The organism is Janthinobacterium darwini (assembly GCF_051380905.1).
Classification (GTDB): domain Bacteria; phylum Pseudomonadota; class Gammaproteobacteria; order Burkholderiales; family Burkholderiaceae_D; genus Janthinobacterium.
Map to the genome: position 1 here is coordinate 44,990 of NZ_JBNYXX010000008.1, position 16,486 is coordinate 61,475.

Annotated in this window: 14 protein-coding genes; 5 read left to right on the plus strand and 9 right to left on the minus strand. The window is 61.0% G+C overall.

Features of this window, described 5'->3' with window-relative positions; all coding sequences use genetic code 11:
• Window positions 1–15: 15 nt before the first annotated feature.
• From ACQ4WZ_RS26740 to ACQ4WZ_RS26775, 8 genes are all read right to left on the minus strand, one after another.
• On the minus strand, window positions 16–795 hold the full coding sequence (locus ACQ4WZ_RS26740) for a spermine/spermidine synthase domain-containing protein (RefSeq protein WP_101483570.1): 780 nt from the start codon (window positions 793–795) through the stop codon (window positions 16–18).
• 58 nt (window positions 796–853) lie between these two features.
• Window positions 854–1,375: an FxDxF family PEP-CTERM protein gene (locus ACQ4WZ_RS26745; protein WP_133988824.1), complete on the minus strand. Its 522-nt coding sequence runs from the start codon at window positions 1,373–1,375 to the stop codon at window positions 854–856.
• Window positions 1,376–1,613: 238 nt separating this feature from the next.
• Window positions 1,614–2,945, minus strand: coding sequence for a sensor histidine kinase (locus tag ACQ4WZ_RS26750; RefSeq protein ID WP_436574882.1), 1,332 nt, complete (start codon window positions 2,943–2,945; stop codon window positions 1,614–1,616).
• On the minus strand, window positions 2,945–4,297 hold the full coding sequence (locus ACQ4WZ_RS26755) for a sigma-54-dependent transcriptional regulator (RefSeq protein WP_436574883.1): 1,353 nt from the start codon (window positions 4,295–4,297) through the stop codon (window positions 2,945–2,947). The genes ACQ4WZ_RS26750 and ACQ4WZ_RS26755 overlap by 1 nt, the downstream gene beginning before the upstream one ends.
• A gap of 28 nt (window positions 4,298–4,325) precedes the next feature.
• Complete coding sequence (locus tag ACQ4WZ_RS26760; protein ID WP_436574884.1) at window positions 4,326–5,561, minus strand: ABC transporter permease; 1,236 nt, start codon at window positions 5,559–5,561, stop codon at window positions 4,326–4,328.
• Between the two features lie 30 nt (window positions 5,562–5,591).
• Window positions 5,592–6,902 (minus strand): ABC transporter permease, encoded by a 1,311-nt coding sequence (locus ACQ4WZ_RS26765; protein WP_436574885.1) that lies wholly within the window; start codon window positions 6,900–6,902, stop codon window positions 5,592–5,594.
• Window positions 6,903–6,911: 9 nt separating this feature from the next.
• A complete protein-coding gene (locus ACQ4WZ_RS26770) occupies window positions 6,912–7,640 on the minus strand; it encodes an ABC transporter ATP-binding protein (protein ID WP_436574886.1) in 729 nt (242 codons plus the stop codon).
• Between the two features lie 30 nt (window positions 7,641–7,670).
• The gene (locus ACQ4WZ_RS26775; RefSeq protein ID WP_101484822.1) at window positions 7,671–8,939 is read right to left on the minus strand and encodes an efflux RND transporter periplasmic adaptor subunit; all 1,269 of its coding nucleotides are present in this window, start codon (window positions 8,937–8,939) and stop codon (window positions 7,671–7,673) included.
• Between the two features lie 207 nt (window positions 8,940–9,146).
• Between ACQ4WZ_RS26775 and ACQ4WZ_RS26780 the strand changes: the two genes are divergently transcribed.
• A complete protein-coding gene (locus ACQ4WZ_RS26780) occupies window positions 9,147–10,712 on the plus strand; it encodes a MutS-related protein (protein ID WP_436574887.1) in 1,566 nt (521 codons plus the stop codon).
• 16 nt (window positions 10,713–10,728) lie between these two features.
• Here ACQ4WZ_RS26780 and ACQ4WZ_RS26785 read toward each other — a convergent pair whose 3' ends face one another.
• Window positions 10,729–12,654: a phosphoethanolamine transferase gene (locus ACQ4WZ_RS26785; RefSeq protein ID WP_436574888.1), complete on the minus strand. Its 1,926-nt coding sequence runs from the start codon at window positions 12,652–12,654 to the stop codon at window positions 10,729–10,731.
• 425 nt (window positions 12,655–13,079) lie between these two features.
• On the opposite strand from ACQ4WZ_RS26785, the gene rpsL reads away from it, so the two are divergent.
• From rpsL to ACQ4WZ_RS26805, 4 genes are all read left to right on the plus strand, one after another.
• The gene (gene rpsL / locus ACQ4WZ_RS26790) at window positions 13,080–13,463 is read left to right on the plus strand and encodes a 30S ribosomal protein S12 (RefSeq protein ID WP_010394376.1); all 384 of its coding nucleotides are present in this window, start codon (window positions 13,080–13,082) and stop codon (window positions 13,461–13,463) included.
• Between the two features lie 152 nt (window positions 13,464–13,615).
• Complete coding sequence (rpsG, locus tag ACQ4WZ_RS26795) at window positions 13,616–14,086, plus strand: 30S ribosomal protein S7 (RefSeq protein ID WP_010394377.1); 471 nt, start codon at window positions 13,616–13,618, stop codon at window positions 14,084–14,086.
• Between the two features lie 108 nt (window positions 14,087–14,194).
• On the plus strand, window positions 14,195–16,300 hold the full coding sequence (gene fusA, locus ACQ4WZ_RS26800; RefSeq protein WP_101483577.1) for an elongation factor G: 2,106 nt from the start codon (window positions 14,195–14,197) through the stop codon (window positions 16,298–16,300).
• Between the two features lie 72 nt (window positions 16,301–16,372).
• On the plus strand, window positions 16,373–16,486 hold a 114-nt coding region (locus ACQ4WZ_RS26805; protein ID WP_204317187.1), incomplete at its 3' end, for a GTP-binding protein.

Consider the following 16,486-nt stretch of genomic DNA (forward strand, 5'->3'; position numbering starts at 1 on the left):
TGCCGCGCTACTGTATTACTGCTGGTCCTGCATCCACTGCTTCAAGCCGTTTACCCAGTTCTTGGCGGGCAGGTTGAACTGCTTCTTGATGGCGGCGGCACGTTCGTACAAGTCGCTGAAATCGAGCGACGGCGATTTTTTGAAGGCCAGCACGACTATATTTTCATCTTCCATTTCTGGCACCCAGACGACGGCGTCGAAGACCAGTTCCATCGCCTGCAAATTCTTGTCGTAGTTGGGGAAGTCGCCGAAGACATTCGTGCACATGATGCCGTCGTCTGCCAGGCAGTCGAAGCAGGCCTGGTAGAACTCGGGCGTGTCGAGTACGGGGCCGCGCGCGTCTTCGTCGTACAGGTCCACCTGCAGCGCATCGACCGTGCCGTGGTTGGCAGGATCGAGCACGAAGTCGAGCGCATTCATCTCGCGCACGTCGAGGCGCGCGTCATTCGGCGGCAGCGCAAACTGGGCGCCGCAGATGGCGATCACATTCGGATTGAGTTCGATGGCTGTGACCGAGGCATCGGGGAAGCGGCGGTAGCTGAATTTTGTCAGCGCAGCGCTGCCCAGTCCCAGCTGCACGATGCGCCTGGGCTGTGTCTTGAACAGCATCCACATCATCATCATCTGCACGTATTCGAGCTCGATGGCGTCGGGTTTGTCCAGGCGCATGGCGCCCTGCACCCACTTGGTGCCCAGGTGCAGGTAGCGGATGCCGCGGTGTTCGGTGGTGGTGGCAGGCGGGTGGCCAGGATGGCTGAAAGCGGTACTGCTGGTGGAAGTGAAATCTGTTGTCATGGCTCCAGTGTAGCAGGAGCGAAAAAAAAGACGCTGCAGCGTCTTTTGGGAGGGGAGCTCAAGATTGCTTGCGGCGTCGTGCCAGGAAGCCCAGTATCCCCAGGCCGGCCAGCATCATGGCATACGTTTCCGGCTCCGGAACCGGGGCCAGGGTCAGGTTGAAGTCGCCGGCATAACTGCCACCTTTGGAGTTGCCCATGACCGTGAGAACCAGGGGCGCGCCGATCAAAATCTCGGTCGGAGCAAGGAGCGCGCCATGGAAGGCGCCGAAAGGCGTGCTGGTGCTGACATCTGTCAGGGCAATGCTGTTCAGCGAGACAGAGCTGAACGTGACCGCCATATTGTCAGCGCCGGTATAGGAGATGTTCGCAAGAAAGGTTTGCACGAACGAACCGGCAGTTGCTGATGGACTGAACGTGAATGTATCGGTAAAGTCACCTATGACGGGAGTGGCGCCGTAGCTTGCCGTCCATACATTGGTGCCTGTATTGTTAAGGTCTATGGAATACGCCGCCGCACAGGCGCTGCCGATGGACGCCGCGCCCAAGACCGTTGCTGCAATGAGTGATTTCAGTTTCATATTTATCCCCGCGAGAAAACGATTGATGTTTCAAAAAAACCGTACCGCTCAGATAAATTATCGCCAAGACATTTCATTGTCAATCAGCTATTTTTATATCATTATGCAAACTTAAATAGCTTATTTCTAACATACGGGCATGGCGCTCATGATGTTGCAATATTTAAAACTCTAATTATCAATATTGCACCGCGAAATAATTGCGAATGGTGTGATTTAAAAATCGTTACACGAGGAACTAATTTCTGTCCTGCAATGGAAGAATCAAGGTTACCGCCAGTCCTCCGCCTTCGCGGTTGGCGAGGGTGATGCGTCCACCGTGCGCTTCGGCGATTTCGCGCGCCAGGGCCAGGCCGAGTCCCGTGCCGCTGCGCTTGGTGGAATAAAACGGCACCAGCGCGTTTTCCAGCACGGCACCGCTCATGCCCGGCCCGCGGTCGCGCACTTCGATGCGCAGCTGCCCTTGACCCTGGCTGACGTGCAGGCCGATATGCTGGGGCTTTGAACCGGATTCCAGCGCGTTCTTGAGCAGGTTGAGCAGCGCCTGCTGCATTTGCGCCGCATCGAACACGGCGGCCTGCGCGGGCGGCGTGCCGTCAAGCGTGAAGGCCGCTTGCGAGGTCAGGCTGTCGAGGAAGGGTTGCCACTCGCATGGCGCCAGGCGTGGTGCGGGCAGCTTGGCAAAGCGCGCATAGCCGAGGATAAAAGTTTCCAGGTGACGCGTGCGTTCCTCGATGGTGGCGAGGATTTGCGGCAGGCGCTCGGTCTGGCCGCGGCGCACCAGCTCGGCGCCGGAATGGGCCAGCGAGGCCAGTGGCGCCAGCGAGTTGTTGAGCTCATGGCTGATGACGCGGATGACTTTCTTCCAGGTTTGCACCTCCTGGCGCCGCAGTTCCAGGGTCAGCTGGCGCAACAGCAGCAGTTCGTGCTTGCGCCCGTTCAGGCTGAAGCTGCGCCGTGCCAGGTGATACACCTCTTCCTGCTCCCCTTCGCCGCTGGTAAACAGGCCGTCGTTGCGGCGCGCCAGCGCCTCGGCCAGGGCTGGCGCCGCCTCGCGCACGATGTCTGCCAGGTGGTGTCCTTCGAGCCGGCGGCCGTGGTGCAGCAACTGGCGCGCGGCCAGGTTGGCGTAGACGATGGCGCTGCCCTCGGCCACCAGCAGCATGGCCACCGGCGTGTTTTGCACCATGGTGTCGAGCAGCAGTTCGCGCTGCACCAGATCCAGGCGCTGCTTGCGCAGCACGTCACCCAGCGCATTGTGGGCCGCCACCAGGTCGGCCAGTTCATCGTTCTGCGGCCAGCGCAAGCTGAAGCCGAAGTCGCCGTCCTGGTAACTGGCAACCGTGCCGCTCAAGGCGCGAAACAGCGACAGCATCGATTGCAGCTGCGCGCGGATGGTAATGACGGCCACCGGCAGCACGCACAGCAGGGTACCCGCCAGCACCAGCAGCGGCTGGCCCGGCAAAAAATGCGCCAGTAGCAGGGCGATGACTATGCCCAGCACCAGCAAGGTGACGATCAGCGCCGTCCAGCGCGTGAGCAGGGAGAGGCGCATGGGAGGGTGTGCCATCAGCCGCGTGCGATGCCCAGGCGTTCCATGCGCCGGTACAGCGCCTGGCGCGAGAGCCCCAGTTCCTGCGCCGCCTGCGCCACCACGCCGTGTGTGCGCGCCAGGGCGGCGACGACGCTGTCGCGGTCCGTCTCTGTCGCGTCGGCATCCTGAGGTGCGCGCAGCGATGGCAGTTCCGCCAGTGGCAAGCCTGTTTCCTGCGCGCCGATCACCTGGCCGGCCGTCAGCAGACTGGCGCGCTGCATGACGTTTTTCAGTTCGCGCACATTGCCCGGCCAGCCGTGCGCCAGCAGGGTAGCCTCTGCCTGCACATCCAGCGTTTTCTCACTGCCCAGGAAATGCCGCGCCAGCACCAGGATGTCAAGCGGGCGCTGGGCCAGTGGAGGCAGGCGCAGTTCGATCACGTTCAAGCGGTAGAACAGGTCTTCGCGAAACGTGCCTGCCCTGATCATCGCTGGCAGGTCGGCGTTGCTGGCGCTGATGACGCGCACTTTCACTTGCCGCTCGCGGTTCGAGCCGAGGCGCTCGAAGCGTCCCGTTTCCAGCACGCGCAGCAGTTTCATTTGCCCGGCCAGCGGCAGGTTGCCGATCTCGTCGAGGAACAGGGTGCCGCCGTCGGCCGCGTCGAACTTGCCATCGCGTGCGCGGGTGATGCCGGTGTAGGCGCCAGCCTCGGCGCCGAACAGTTCCGCTTCGATCAACTCCACCGGCACGGCGCCGCAATTGAGCACGACGAAGGGACCGCTGGCGACCTGGGAATTGGCTTGCACGATGGCGGCGATGCGTTCCTTGCCGCTGCCGTTCGGCCCCGAAATGAGCACGGGCACGTCGGCGCGCGCCACCTGGCAGGCCAGGTGCACCACTCTTTCGGTGGCCGGATCTTGCCATACCATGCCGCGCAGATCGAAGTCGTGCTCCAGGGCGTGGCGCTGGCGCTGCTCGGCCATCACACGCTGACGCAGCGCGCGGTTGGCCTGCCCCAGCTCCAGCAGGTTCTGCACGCTGGTGATCAGGCGCCGGTCATCCCATGGTTTGGCCAGATAGTCGGCCGCGCCGGACTTGATCAGGTCGACGGCCGCATCGAGCTGGGTCCACGCCGTCAGCAGAATCACGGGCAGGTCCGGGTAGCGCGCGCGGATGGCGTGGAACAGCGCGCTGCCTTCCTCGCCCGAGGTGGTGTCGGCCGTGAAGTTCATGTCCTGCACCACCAGGTCGATGGCGTGGCGCTCGAGCAGAAGCAGGCCTTCCTCGGGCGAGGCGGCGCGCACGGCGTCGATCTCGTGCAGGGAGAACAGCACGTCGAGCGCGATGGCCACGGCGGCATTGTCGTCAATAATCAGTACGGTAGGCATGCGCGCAGCATATCACTCAGGTGCCGGCTCAGGTACTGCGGGTGGCAGTGGCTGGCGAAATGCTGGCTGCGCGCCATGCCGGGCCGTACACCGCGCCCAGGCCCAGTAGCCAGAAGACGGCCGCGCCACCCAGCAGGTAGGGCAGGGGCAGGCGTGCCATTTCCAGCTGGCTCACCAGCAGCTGGTTCAAGCCCAGGGCCAGCAGCACTCCGCACATCACGCCGACGCTGGTGATCATGAAATTCTCCGTCAAAAAATAGCGCAGGATGTCGATGCGGCGCGCGCCCAGGGCGCGCCGCACGCCGATCTGCTTGCGCCGCTGCGTCACCCACAGGCTGGCGATGCCGACGATGCCGCTGGCGGTGACCAGCAGCAGCAGGGCCGAGACGGTGATCAGCATCCACGACATCGCGCGGTCGGCGCGGTAGCGCGTGTCGCGGTCTTCATCGAGCGTGCGCAGGCGTACGATCAGCTTGTCCGGCGTGGCTGCGCGGATGGCCTGCTCGGCTTCTTTCATCACGCGGTCGCGCTGGCCCGCTTCGGCACGGATGGTCAGCAGGGTATCGCCGTCGCCCGTCAGGCGTACGGGAAACAGCACCGAATACTCTCCCTTGTCACCCACTTCCGCCCCCTGGCTCTGCAGCCGCTCGACGACGCCGACGACTTGCAATTGCTGCGCTCCTTCGCCGGTACCCAGGAAGAGGGGCATGCCCAGCGCACTGCCGCCACCAGGGTGGATTTTTTCGGCCATTGCCCGCGTGACGATGACTTGCGGGGGGAATTCTTCCGTCACGTTCTGGTCGATTTCGACGATCTCCGCTGGCGTGAAGTCGCGTCCTTCCAGCAGCTGCAGCCCCCAGGTCTTGATCAGGGGGTCGGGCGTAACATACACGGCGGCAATGGCGGAACTATTTTCCTGCTTGCGGCTGGCGGCGAAGCCGCTGTTGCTGCCATTGCGCGACAACGGTACCTGGCTCACCTGCGCTACCGAGACGACGCCCGGCACGGCGCGCGCAGCCGCAGCCAGGCGCTTTTGCAGAGCCAGTTCTTCATTGTGGCCCTGCTGGCGCAAGTTGCGCGCCAGCAGATGGAAGACGTCGCGCTCTGCCGCCACGCCGCTGGGGCGCGCCGCCACTTCCTGGCGCACGTTGACGATATGCAGGGCATTGGCCAGGATGGCCAGGCTCAGGGCCACTTGCACGGCGACCAGGATGGCGCCGGTTTTGCTGCGCATCAGCGCAGACAGGATGGGTCGGATTTCCATGGTGATCCTATTCGTGTGCGGTCGATTCTGTCATTGGGATTTGAGCTGGAGGGCCGGCGTCACCTGGCAGGCGCGCCAGGTTGGCAGCAGGCCGGCCAGGATCGCTGCGGCCACCGAGATGACGAAGGTCATGGCCAGCATCACCCAGTCCATGTGCGCGGCGACGGTCAGCTGCTTCGACTGCATGCCGATGAGTGCCAATGCGCCGAAGGACAGCAGCAGGCCAAGCACGCCGCCAGCCAGGCCGATGACGGTCGTCTCGATGAGGAACTGGCGGAAGATATCGCTGCGCGAGGCGCCCAGTGCGCGGCGGATGCCGACTTCGGCGGCGCGCACGGAAAATTTGGCCAGCAGCAGGCCGATGGTGTTGACCAGGCACAGGGCCAGAAAACCGAAGGCCAGCCAGGCCGACAGCTTGTTGTCATTGCCCACCACGCGCAGGTGCACCAGCCATTCATCGATGCTGAACAGCTGGTTGGGGGCATTGCGCTTCAGGCGGCCCAGCTTGCGCTGCTCCTGCGCATAGCTGTCGAGGTAGTTTTGCAGTTCGCCGCGCTGACCATCGTTGGCCATCTCGAACCAGAACTGCATCCACGTGCATTCCGAATCGAGCGTGCCCTGGTAGCCCGGCTCCCGGTTGCCGCTGCAGTTCATGCTGCCGTTATGGCTGGTCTGGTGGCGGATCGCGCTGGTAAACGGGATGAAGTAACTGTCCTCGCTGCCAAAGGCGCCGCTGCCGATGATGCGATGGATGCGCGGCACGGGTTCCCATTTATCGAGCACGCCCGTGATCTGGTATTGGAAACCCATGAGCGTCATGCGCTGGCCCACAGGATTGCTGTCGCCGTACAGCTTTTCTGCCAGCTTGCGCGACAGGACGATGACGTCGGCACCGGCGGCATCGTCGGCCTCGCTCCATGGCTGGCCATGCAGAAAGGGCGTCTCGAACATGGGAAAGAAATCGCGGTAGGCTGCCAGTCCCTGGGAACTGAAAGCGCCGATATCCTTGCGTGCTGGCTCGATGGCACCGCCCACGCCGTACATGACGCTGCGCCGCTCGCCCATTTTGCTGTTCTGGAAATTGACGGCGTCGCGGTAGCTGAGCTGCTTGTCGCCCGATGCATTTCCCGGCGTATAGCCGGAGAGGGAGCCATTGTCGACCAGCGGCACGAACATGCGGCCATTCTTGTGCGGCAGGGGATTGCCCGACATGACATGCAGGATGGTCAGGGTAGAGATGCTGGCGGCCACGCCGATGGCCAGGGTCAGCACCATCAGTGCCGTCAGGGCTGGGTTGCGGCGCAGGCTGCGCAGGCCGAGTAGAAAGTAGTACTGGAACATGGGCGATCCTCAGACAGTGGCGGCGTTGCTGCCGGCCTTGGCCTGGCTGCTGGCCAGCGTCGGCCCCTTGTGCGCCAGGTCCGAGACCTGGCCGTCGATGATGTGCACATTGCGCTGGCTGCGCAGCGCCAGTTCCGGATCGTGCGTGACCATCAGTATGGTGGTACCTTGCGCATTGATGTCTTCGAGCAGCTCCATCACGCCGCGCGCCATCTGCGTGTCGAGGTTGCCGGTCGGTTCATCGGCTAGCAACAGTTTGGGCGAGCCGGCCAGCGCGCGCGCGATCGCCACGCGCTGCTGCTGGCCGCCTGACAGTTCGGCCGGATAGTGTTTCATGCGCGAGGCCAGTCCCACCTTGGCCAAGGCATCCTCGATGCGTTCGCGCCGCTCGGCACTGTTGAAGCCCCGATAGCGCAGCGGCACGTCGACATTGTCGAACAGCGACAGGTCGGGAATCAGGTTGAAGCCCTGGAAGATGAAGCCGAGTTTTTCGTTGCGCAGGCGCGAGCGGGCATTGTCGTTCATGCCCTTCACGTTAACGCCGTCGAGGATGTATTCGCCGTCGGTGAATTCTTCCAGCAGGCCAGCGATATTCAGGAAGCTCGTCTTGCCGGAGCCGGAAGGGCCTGTGACGGTGACGAATTCACCTTGCTTGACGTGGATGTCGAAGCCGCGCAGCGCGTGCGTTTCGATCATGTGGGTGCGATAGACTTTGTTCAGATTTTGCATGCGCAGCATGGCGTGCCTCTTTCTAGGATGGGATGCAGCTTATTGATTGATGGAGATGCGGGCAGCGTTTTCAAACGATTCCGTGCCGGCGACGACGACCTTGTCGCCCAGCTTCAGGCCATCGAGAATTTCCACGGATGAGACGCTGGTGGCGCCCATCTTGATGGGGGTGCGGATGGCCACGCCGTCGCGCACCACATAGGCGAAGCGGCCGCCTTCTGCCTCGACGAAGGGGCCGCGCGCCAGCATCAGCACATTCGGCTTTTCGTCGATCAGCAGGCGCGCCGTGATGCGCTGGTTTTGCCGCAGCCCTGCCGGTTGTTCACCATTGAAGCGCACGCGTGCCAGCACCTGGTTTTTCACTACTTCCGGCGACAGCGCCGACAGTTTGCCTGTCGCCTTGATGGCACCCGTTTCGATTTCCGCGCTCATGCCCAGGCCGATATCGGCCACATACGTTTCCGGCACTTCCAACTCGACTTCCAGCTGCGACAGGTCGACCAGGGTCATCAGCGCCGTATTGGCTTGCACCACGCTGCGGTTGGCCACCGAGAGCGTGCCGATGAAGCCGTTGACGGGGGCGCGCACGGTCAGTTCATCGACGCGGCGCTGGGCGTTGTCGCGGCTCAGGCGCTGGCGTTCCAGTTCATTGACCTTGGTCTTCAGTGCCAGGGTCACGTCCTCGCTTTCCAGGCCTGCCGCCTGCGAAGCGTGCTTGCTGCGGATGTCGGCTGAATTGAGCGCGTCCTTGGCCTTTTGGTAATCGATTTTGGCGATGATGCCCACTTGCGCCACGCTTTCGTAGCGTTCCAGGGTGCGCTGCGCTGACAGGCGTTCGATTTCCGCCGTATCGGCTTCGCGCCGCGCCAGCAGCTTCTGTTTTTTTGCCAGGATCTGCTGGCGCGCCACTTCCGCTTCCAGTTGCTGCACGCTCGACTGCTCCCGTTTCAGGGCGTCGGAGAGGTCCGGCGATTCAAGCACGGCCAGGATGTCGCCTTTTTTTACCGTGTCACCCGCCTTGGCCTTCAGGGTCACTGTGGCCACCGTGGTCGAGTACAGGGTGGGGCTGATGGCGGCCACCACGCGGCCATTCACGGCTGCGTCGCGGATCAGGGTGCCGCGCGTGACCTCGGCGATGCGCAGGCGGCTGGCATTGACGGAGTGTTCGCTGTTGCGCCAGCCGGCAAATACGGCGACGGCGCCGCCGATGACGATGACGGCGCCGGCCAGCAGCAGGGCGCGTTTCTTGTGGCGCTGGCCCGGCGGGGCGGACAGTACGGCGTCTTGAGAGGAGGTATCGCGGATCATGGTCGGGTCTCGTGGAGAATGAGCTTTTTAATGCACGATCCGTGCCAGTTATTAAGTCGTTGATTTGAGTGGAAAAAGTTTTGGCGTCCGGCTGTCCGCCGTGTCCGCGCCGTCCGGCATGTCCGTCCGCTCAGGTTGCACTTGATAAATTGGCAATCGCCTGCATCTGCTGTGGCGACTCCTTTTTTTGACTCCTCCCCAGGCGCCATGCATCCATTTCTCCAGCAACTTTTCTCTGCCCGCGCCTTGGCGCCGGCGCTCGATTATCCTTTTGCGCGCAGCGACGTGGCGATGCTGCAGCGGTTGACGGGCGAGGCGCCATCGCTCGATGGCCAGACCTGGAACGAGCTGCTGCTCGACCAATATGCGGCGCAGCTGGCGCGCGAGACCAGCATCTTCGGCCAGCAGGAGCTGCACCGGCGCCTGAGCGGTGGTCAGGCCGATCCCGCCTCCATTGCGCGCGTCCGGCGATTGCTGGACGATCCAGCCCAGGCGGCCAGCCTGCAGCGCGCCTGCCTGCCCTTGCGTCAGGCCGATACGGAGGTGAGCGAGACGCTGTTCGGTGCGGCGCTGGCATCGGCACCGTGGTGGAGTGCCTGGCTATGGCTGGTGCCGCTGGCCTTGTTGCTGGCCATCGCCGCCTGCTGGCTGGTGGGCTGGCCGGCGCTGTTTGGCGTGCTGGCCGCCTGTGTTGCGCTAATGACCGTGCAGGTGCGCTTTTACGAAAGCGCCAAGCTGTGGGAGCGCACGCTCGATACCCTGCGCCACTTGCTGAAAACCCGTGCCGCGCTGGCGCGGCTCGATGTGCCCGCAGTCACGTCATTGCCTGCCGGCGGCGCACAGGCGGCCAGGCTGACGCGCGCCATCGAGCGCTCGCTGCTGCATTACGTGCCCTTCATCGATACGCTGCTGGTCGAGTATGGCGACTGGCTGCTGCTGAAAAACGTCAAGCGCTATTTCCGCACGCGCCAGCTGGTGGCGCAGCAGCTGCCCTTTCTGCGCGACAGCTTTACCCAGGTGGCCCGGCTGGAAGCGGACCTGGCGCTGGCGCGGCAGCTGCGTGCGGCGCCCGTGTTTTGCTGGGCGGGCACCGCGGCGCCGCGCGCGCTGGCCTTGCAGGGCATGCTGCATCCCTTGCTGGAGAACGCGGCGCCGCTGTCGTTCGGCGTGCAAGGCAGGGGGGGCTTCATCTCCGGCCAGAACGGTATCGGCAAGAGCACCTTGCTGCGTTGCATAGGCTTGAACCTGGTCTGCGCGCGGGCCTTTGGCTTTTGTCATGCGGACAGCGCTGATGTGCCGCGCCTGGCCGTGTATGCGAGCATGCAGAATGAAGATTCCCTCGAGGGCGGCGAAAGTTTATATATTGCTGAACTGCGGCGCGCGCGCGAACTGCTGGCGCTGGCCGAGAGCGGGGAACCGGCGCTGTTCCTGATCGACGAGATTTTTCGCGGCACGAACCACCTTGAATCGGTGGCGGCGGCGGCCGCCGTGCTGCATTCCCTGGCCGCGCGCCACCTGGTGATCGTCTCGTCGCACAACCTGGTGCTGGGGCCGCTGCTGGAAGACTGCCTGGCGCCCTGGTGTGTGCGCCGCGATGACGCTGGCGCGCTGCAGCTGGCGCCCGGCGTGCTGCAGGCCACGAACGGCATCGCCCTGCTGGCGCAGCGCGGTTTTGACGCCGGTATCGCTGACAAGGCCGGACGCGTCTTCGACTGGCTCAGCACGCACATGGCGCAGCCGGCCGATTGCGGCGGCGTGCTGGAGCGGGCCTGACGGCCGCCCTTAGCCCTTACTTTTCCTGTTTCTCCGGCGTGCTCTTGTCGATCACTTCGCGGCAATCGCCGCGGATGATGGCGTTGTCGTAGTTGGTCCAGCCGTAGCTGTCGACGTAGCGCTTGTGCTGCTTGAAGCGGGGGCTGGCGATGCTCCATTCGGGCTGTTCGCCGGCGAAGCGGATGTCGCCCAGGTCGAGCAGGGTATGGAACATGTTTTCCGTCGACAGGCGCGCCTTCTGATGGCGCTGCAGCTGCGTCACCTTGTCCGGATAGTGCTGCTGGAATTGCGGCGAATACCAGACGAAGGCGGGCACGTGGAACTCGAACTGCGTGTTGTGGCCATGGAAGGCCAGGCGGCAGGTGCCGTCGTACAAGGTCTGGCCGTGATCGGCCACGTAGACGAGCGAGCTGCGCAGGGCGGTGCGCTGGCCATCATCCTTCAGCATGCCGATCACGTTTGACAGGAACCAGTCCGTGTACAGGATGGAGCTGTCGTAGCTGTTGTTCAGCTGTGGCTTGATGGCCGTGTCCGTGTAGACGGGCTTGTCGACGCCGAACAGCGACGGTTGCCACTTGTCGAAGGATTTCGGATAACGCTGGCTGTAGTTCCAGTGGCTGCCCAGGGTGTGCAGCACGATGAGCTTTTTCGGCGCCGGGTCGGCCAGCGCGTTCTTGAACGGATCGAACAGGATCTGGTCGAAGTTCGAATTATTGGTGAAGCCGCCCAGGTTCAGGAATTGCACCACGTCTGCTTCCTTGGCAAACACGGATACGGGCGTATCGAATTGGCCGAACGAGATCTGGTTCGACAGCCAGTAGGTCTTGAAGCCGGCTTCCTTGTAGGCGGTGAGGAAGGATTTTTCCGAGAAGCCATCCTTGAGGCTTTGCGTGGCCGGCTTGCGCGAGATGATGACGGGCACGGACAGGCGCGTGGCGGAAACGGCCGTGATGACGTCGGCCAGCGGCACCAGGTTGCTTTCCTGTTTCAGCAGGGGATTGGTGTCGCGCTCATAGCCGTTCAGGCTCCAGCGGTCGTAGCGCGACGATTCGCCGATTACCATGACGACTACTTCCGGATGGGCGTCGGGATGTTGCTGGTGCGCGCCGAAACGGAAGCTGCTGCTCTTCTTTCCCAGTTCGGCCAGGTACCGACGTTCCTTGTAAAAATCGAAGCCGCGCGCGGCCAGGCCGAAGGGCCAGGAATTACTGACGGTGTCGAATGCATAAGGCAGGCGCGCCCAGTGGGGCAGGCTGGGCCATCCCAGTCCCGTTTCGTCGGCGCCGGCGATGCTGGCGTTCTCCGGCTTGCTGCTTTCCTCGTCGTCTTCGGCCGTTTCGTCGTCGGCCGAGCTGGCGTCGCCGAAGTCGGAAGCGCCTGCCTTGGCGCTGGCTGGTGGCAGGCTGGCCTTGGCTGATGCGGGAGCGCTATGCAGAACCTTGGCCTCGAAACCGAATTCGTAGCCATACCACCAGAAGCCGCCCAGCAGGATCAGCAATACGAAGGCGGCCGGGCGCGTCTTGCCGCGCCAGTCGAGGTCGCGCGTGCGCGTGGCCGCCAACCAGCCGAGCGCGCACCAGGCGATCACGCCCAGCATGACGGCGCCCATCAGCCACACTTTTTGCCCCAGGAACTCCATCGCTTCCTTGGGGCTGGTTTCGAAGATGATGCCCAGGTGGTGCGTGGAAATGCCTTGGCCATAGAAGATGAACAGGTAGATTTCCGTCGGCAGGGCCAGGAAGGCGGGCACCAGCAGCCAGTGAAAGTATGCGGGGCGCTTGAACACGCTCCATACGGCCAGCCAGGCCAGCAGCTCAAGCGTGAGCATCTGCCAGGGATGTTCGAGCGCACGCCCCAGCAGCGCGGGGACGAAGGGCACGGCCGTCAGCAAGGCATACGTCAGGAGCAGGAACAGAGTGGCAGGGCGAAGCAAGGAGTGCATAAAGGGAGGCAGCGAAAAATGTCCGCTATTATCAATCCTTTTGTTGTGTTGCGGTCGTACAAGAATGCGCCCTACTGATGCTTGGCCTCAGAGAAAGAATGCCAAATCATCAATCATCGCGGGATGCCGCTGCCTGCGCATTGCTGCCAAAGATTAGTCAAAATGCCACAAATTAGCCGCTTTTTTGCCTTTTTTTATAGCAAAAAGCGGTAAACTGATTGACCCCCTGTAACACAAGGTCTAAACTAGCGAGTTCTCGATTTTATTCTGCTCATCGTTTACGTATTGCCTGGCACTTTTTGGCCGCTCCTTATCGAGTGGCTGCGGGCGCCTCCGGTGCGCAGTAGATGAAAGCGGGACGAGGTTTTAGTCGCCGGGCATCTTGCCCGGGTTATTAATCGTAGTTTTTTGTTGGATTTATAACGATGCCAACCATCAATCAATTGATTCGCAATCCACGCGTCGCTTTGACCGTGAAGAGCAAATCGCCGGCGCTGGAAAACAGCCCGCAAAAACGTGGCGTCTGCACACGTGTTTACACAACGACTCCAAAGAAGCCTAACTCGGCTCTGCGTAAAGTCGCTAAAGTTCGTCTGACCAATGGTTTCGAAGTCATTTCGTACATTGGCGGTGAAGGCCATAACCTGCAAGAGCATAGTGTTGTGCTGTTGCGCGGCGGCCGCGTCAAGGATTTGCCGGGTGTGCGTTACCACATGGTTCGCGGTGCCCTGGATACCCAAGGCGTTAAAGACCGTAAGCAATCGCGTTCGAAGTACGGTACCAAGCGCGCTAAAGCAGGCAAGAAGTAATAAGTTGTACGCAGCAAACCCAAGTTTCGCTCAGTGGCAACTAGCTAAGTGAATGTAGTCGACCGCATCTGGTCGAGTAAGTGGAAGACTATGATGGTCGTCCGCGAGTGTGCGAAGAACGCGCGCTCAACTGAAGATTGAAAGGAATTGATATGCCACGTCGTCGTGAAGTACCCAAGCGCGAAATTTTGCCAGATCCAAAATTCGGCAACACTGATGTCGCTAAATTTGTAAACGTGCTGATGCTGTCCGGTAAGAAATCGGTTGCAGAAAACATCATCTACGGTGCTTTCGAGCACATCGCAGCAAAATCGGGCAAAGATCCGCTCGAAGTTTTTGCTACCGCAATCAACAACGCCAAGCCGCTGGTTGAGGTGAAATCCCGTCGCGTCGGTGGTGCAAACTACCAGGTGCCGGTCGAAGTTCGCCCAGTCCGTCGTATGGCTTTGTCCATGCGTTGGTTGCGTGAAGCTGCTAACAAGCGCAGCGAAAAATCGATGCCACAACGCCTCGGCGGTGAGCTGATGGAAGCGGCTGAAAGCCGCGGCGGCGCGATGAAAAAACGCGACGAAGTCCATCGTATGGCTGAAGCGAACAAAGCGTTCTCGCATTTCCGCTTCTAATATAAAGCCAGCTACCGCAAGGCGGCTGTCAAGCATCTGTTGTTCGAGGCCGGGCTCATTTTTGCAAAAAAATGCTGCTCGGTTTTGTCCATTCATTTAGGATTAATTATGGCCCGCAAGACCCCCATTGAGCGCTACCGCAATATCGGTATCTCCGCTCACATCGATGCAGGTAAGACGACCACCACCGAGCGCGTTCTGTTCTACACCGGCGTGAACCACAAGCTGGGCGAAGTCCATGATGGCGCAGCCACCACCGACTGGATGGCGCAGGAGCAAGAGCGCGGTATCACGATTACCTCGGCTGCTGTTACGTGCTTCTGGAAAGGCATGGCAAACAACTTCCCAGCGCATCACATCAACATCATCGACACCCCAGGCCACGTTGACTTCACCATTGAAGTTGAACGTTCGATGCGCGTGCTGGATGGCGCCTGCATGGTTTACTGTGCAGTCGGCGGCGTGCAGCCACAATCGGAAACGGTATGGCGTCAGGCTAACAAGTACAAAGTGCCACGTCTGGCCTTCGTGAACAAGATGGACCGTACCGGCGCCAACTTCTTCAAGGTCTACGATCAGATGCGTTCGCGTCTGAAAGCCAACCCAGTACCTATTCAGATGCCTATCGGTGCTGAAGACGTCTTTACCGGTGTTATCGATCTGGTCAAGATGAAAGCGGTCATCTGGGATGACGCTTCGCAAGGCATGAAGTTTGAATACGGCGAAATTCCTGCCAACCTGGCTGCTGAAGCTGCCAAGTGGCGCGAAAACATGGTTGAGGCCGCTGCTGAAGCGTCCGAAGAACTGATGAACAAGTACCTGGAAGAAGGCGACCTGTCGGAAGCCGAGATCAAGGCTGCTCTGCGTCAGCGTACCATCGCCAGCGAAATCGTTCCAATGTTGTGCGGTACCGCCTTTAAAAACAAGGGCGTACAAGCAATGTTGGACGCGGTCATCGAGTATCTGCCATCGCCAATCGACATTCCACCTGTTCCAGGTCTGGACGAGGACGAGCAGCCAGTCGAGCGCGCAGCCGACGACAATGAGAAATTCTCGGCATTGGCGTTCAAGATCGCAACCGATCCGTTCGTGGGTCAGCTGTGCTTCATCCGCTGCTATTCGGGCACATTGAATTCGGGCGATTCGGTCCTGAACTCCGTGAAGCAGAAGAAAGAGCGTATTGGCCGTATCGTGCAGATGCAAGCCAATGAGCGCGAAGAAATCAAAGAAATGCGCGCTGGCGACATCGCCGCTGTCGTGGGTCTGAAAGACACCACCACTGGCGATACGCTTTGCGACGAAAAAGCAAGCGTCGTTCTGGAACGCATGGTCTTCCCTGAGCCGGTGATTTCGCAGGCAGTCGAGCCAAAAACCAAGGCTGACCAGGAAAAAATGGGCCTGGCGCTGAACCGTCTGGCAGCAGAAGATCCATCGTTCCGCGTGCGTACCGATGAAGAATCGGGCCAGACCATCATCGCCGGTATGGGCGAGTTGCATCTGGACATCATCGTTGACCGCATGAAGCGCGAATTCAACGTTGAAGCCACCGTCGGCAAGCCACAAGTGGCTTACCGCGAAACGATCCGTAAAGTGTGCGAAGAGTCGGAAGGCAAATTCGTCAAGCAATCGGGTGGTCGTGGTCAATACGGTCACGTGGTTCTGAAGATCGAACCGCAAGAACCGGGCAAGGGCTTCGAATTCGTTGACGCGATCAAGGGCGGTACCGTTCCTCGCGAATACATCCCTGCAGTTGAAAAAGGTGTACGCGACACGCTGACTTCGGGCGTGATGGCTGGTTACCCAGTTGTTGACGTTAAAGTCACGCTGTTCTTCGGTTCGTACCATGATGTTGACTCGAACGAAAATGCATTCCGCATGGCCGCTTCGATGGCATTCAAAGATGGCTGCCGCAAAGCATCGCCAGTCATCCTGGAGCCGATGATGGCCGTGGAAGTGGAAACGCCGGAAGACTACGCCGGTACCGTGATGGGCGATCTGTCGTCGCGTCGCGGTATGGTGCAAGGCATGGATGAAATTGCTGGTGGTGGCGGCAAGATCATCAAGGCCGAAGTACCTCTGTCGGAAATGTTCGGTTACGCCACATCGTTGCGTTCGTCGACCCAAGGTCGTGCGACTTACACGATGGAATTCAAGCACTATGCTGAAGCACCTAAGCATGTGACTGAAGCGATCGTAAGCTCGAAAGCTAAGTAATAGAAGTTCCGGGCCGGCTTTCACGAGAATGCCGGTCCCTACATTTAAATCATTGTTCTAAGGAAGAATAAAATGGCAAAAGGTAAATTCGAACGGACCAAGCCGCACGTCAACGTCGGCACCATCGGCCACGTCGACCACGGTAAAACCACGCTGACCGCTGCAATCGCAACGGTTCTGTCGAAG

Coding starts and splice junctions, on each gene's coding strand:
- ACQ4WZ_RS26740 (WP_101483570.1), bottom strand. CDS start 795: ATGACAACAGATTTCACTTCCACCAGCAGTACCGCTTTCAGCCATCCT.
- rpsL (WP_010394376.1), top strand. CDS start 13,080: ATGCCAACCATCAATCAATTGATTCGCAATCCACGCGTCGCTTTGACC.
- ACQ4WZ_RS26760 (WP_436574884.1), bottom strand. CDS start 5,561: ATGGAAATCCGACCCATCCTGTCTGCGCTGATGCGCAGCAAAACCGGC.
- rpsG (WP_010394377.1), top strand. CDS start 13,616: ATGCCACGTCGTCGTGAAGTACCCAAGCGCGAAATTTTGCCAGATCCA.
- ACQ4WZ_RS26765 (WP_436574885.1), bottom strand. CDS start 6,902: ATGTTCCAGTACTACTTTCTACTCGGCCTGCGCAGCCTGCGCCGCAAC.
- ACQ4WZ_RS26755 (WP_436574883.1), bottom strand. CDS start 4,297: ATGCCTACCGTACTGATTATTGACGACAATGCCGCCGTGGCCATCGCG.
- ACQ4WZ_RS26750 (WP_436574882.1), bottom strand. CDS start 2,945: ATGGCACACCCTCCCATGCGCCTCTCCCTGCTCACGCGCTGGACGGCG.
- ACQ4WZ_RS26770 (WP_436574886.1), bottom strand. CDS start 7,640: ATGCTGCGCATGCAAAATCTGAACAAAGTCTATCGCACCCACATGATC.
- ACQ4WZ_RS26785 (WP_436574888.1), bottom strand. CDS start 12,654: ATGCACTCCTTGCTTCGCCCTGCCACTCTGTTCCTGCTCCTGACGTAT.
- ACQ4WZ_RS26780 (WP_436574887.1), top strand. CDS start 9,147: ATGCATCCATTTCTCCAGCAACTTTTCTCTGCCCGCGCCTTGGCGCCG.
- ACQ4WZ_RS26775 (WP_101484822.1), bottom strand. CDS start 8,939: ATGATCCGCGATACCTCCTCTCAAGACGCCGTACTGTCCGCCCCGCCG.
- ACQ4WZ_RS26745 (WP_133988824.1), bottom strand. CDS start 1,375: ATGAAACTGAAATCACTCATTGCAGCAACGGTCTTGGGCGCGGCGTCC.
- fusA (WP_101483577.1), top strand. CDS start 14,195: ATGGCCCGCAAGACCCCCATTGAGCGCTACCGCAATATCGGTATCTCC.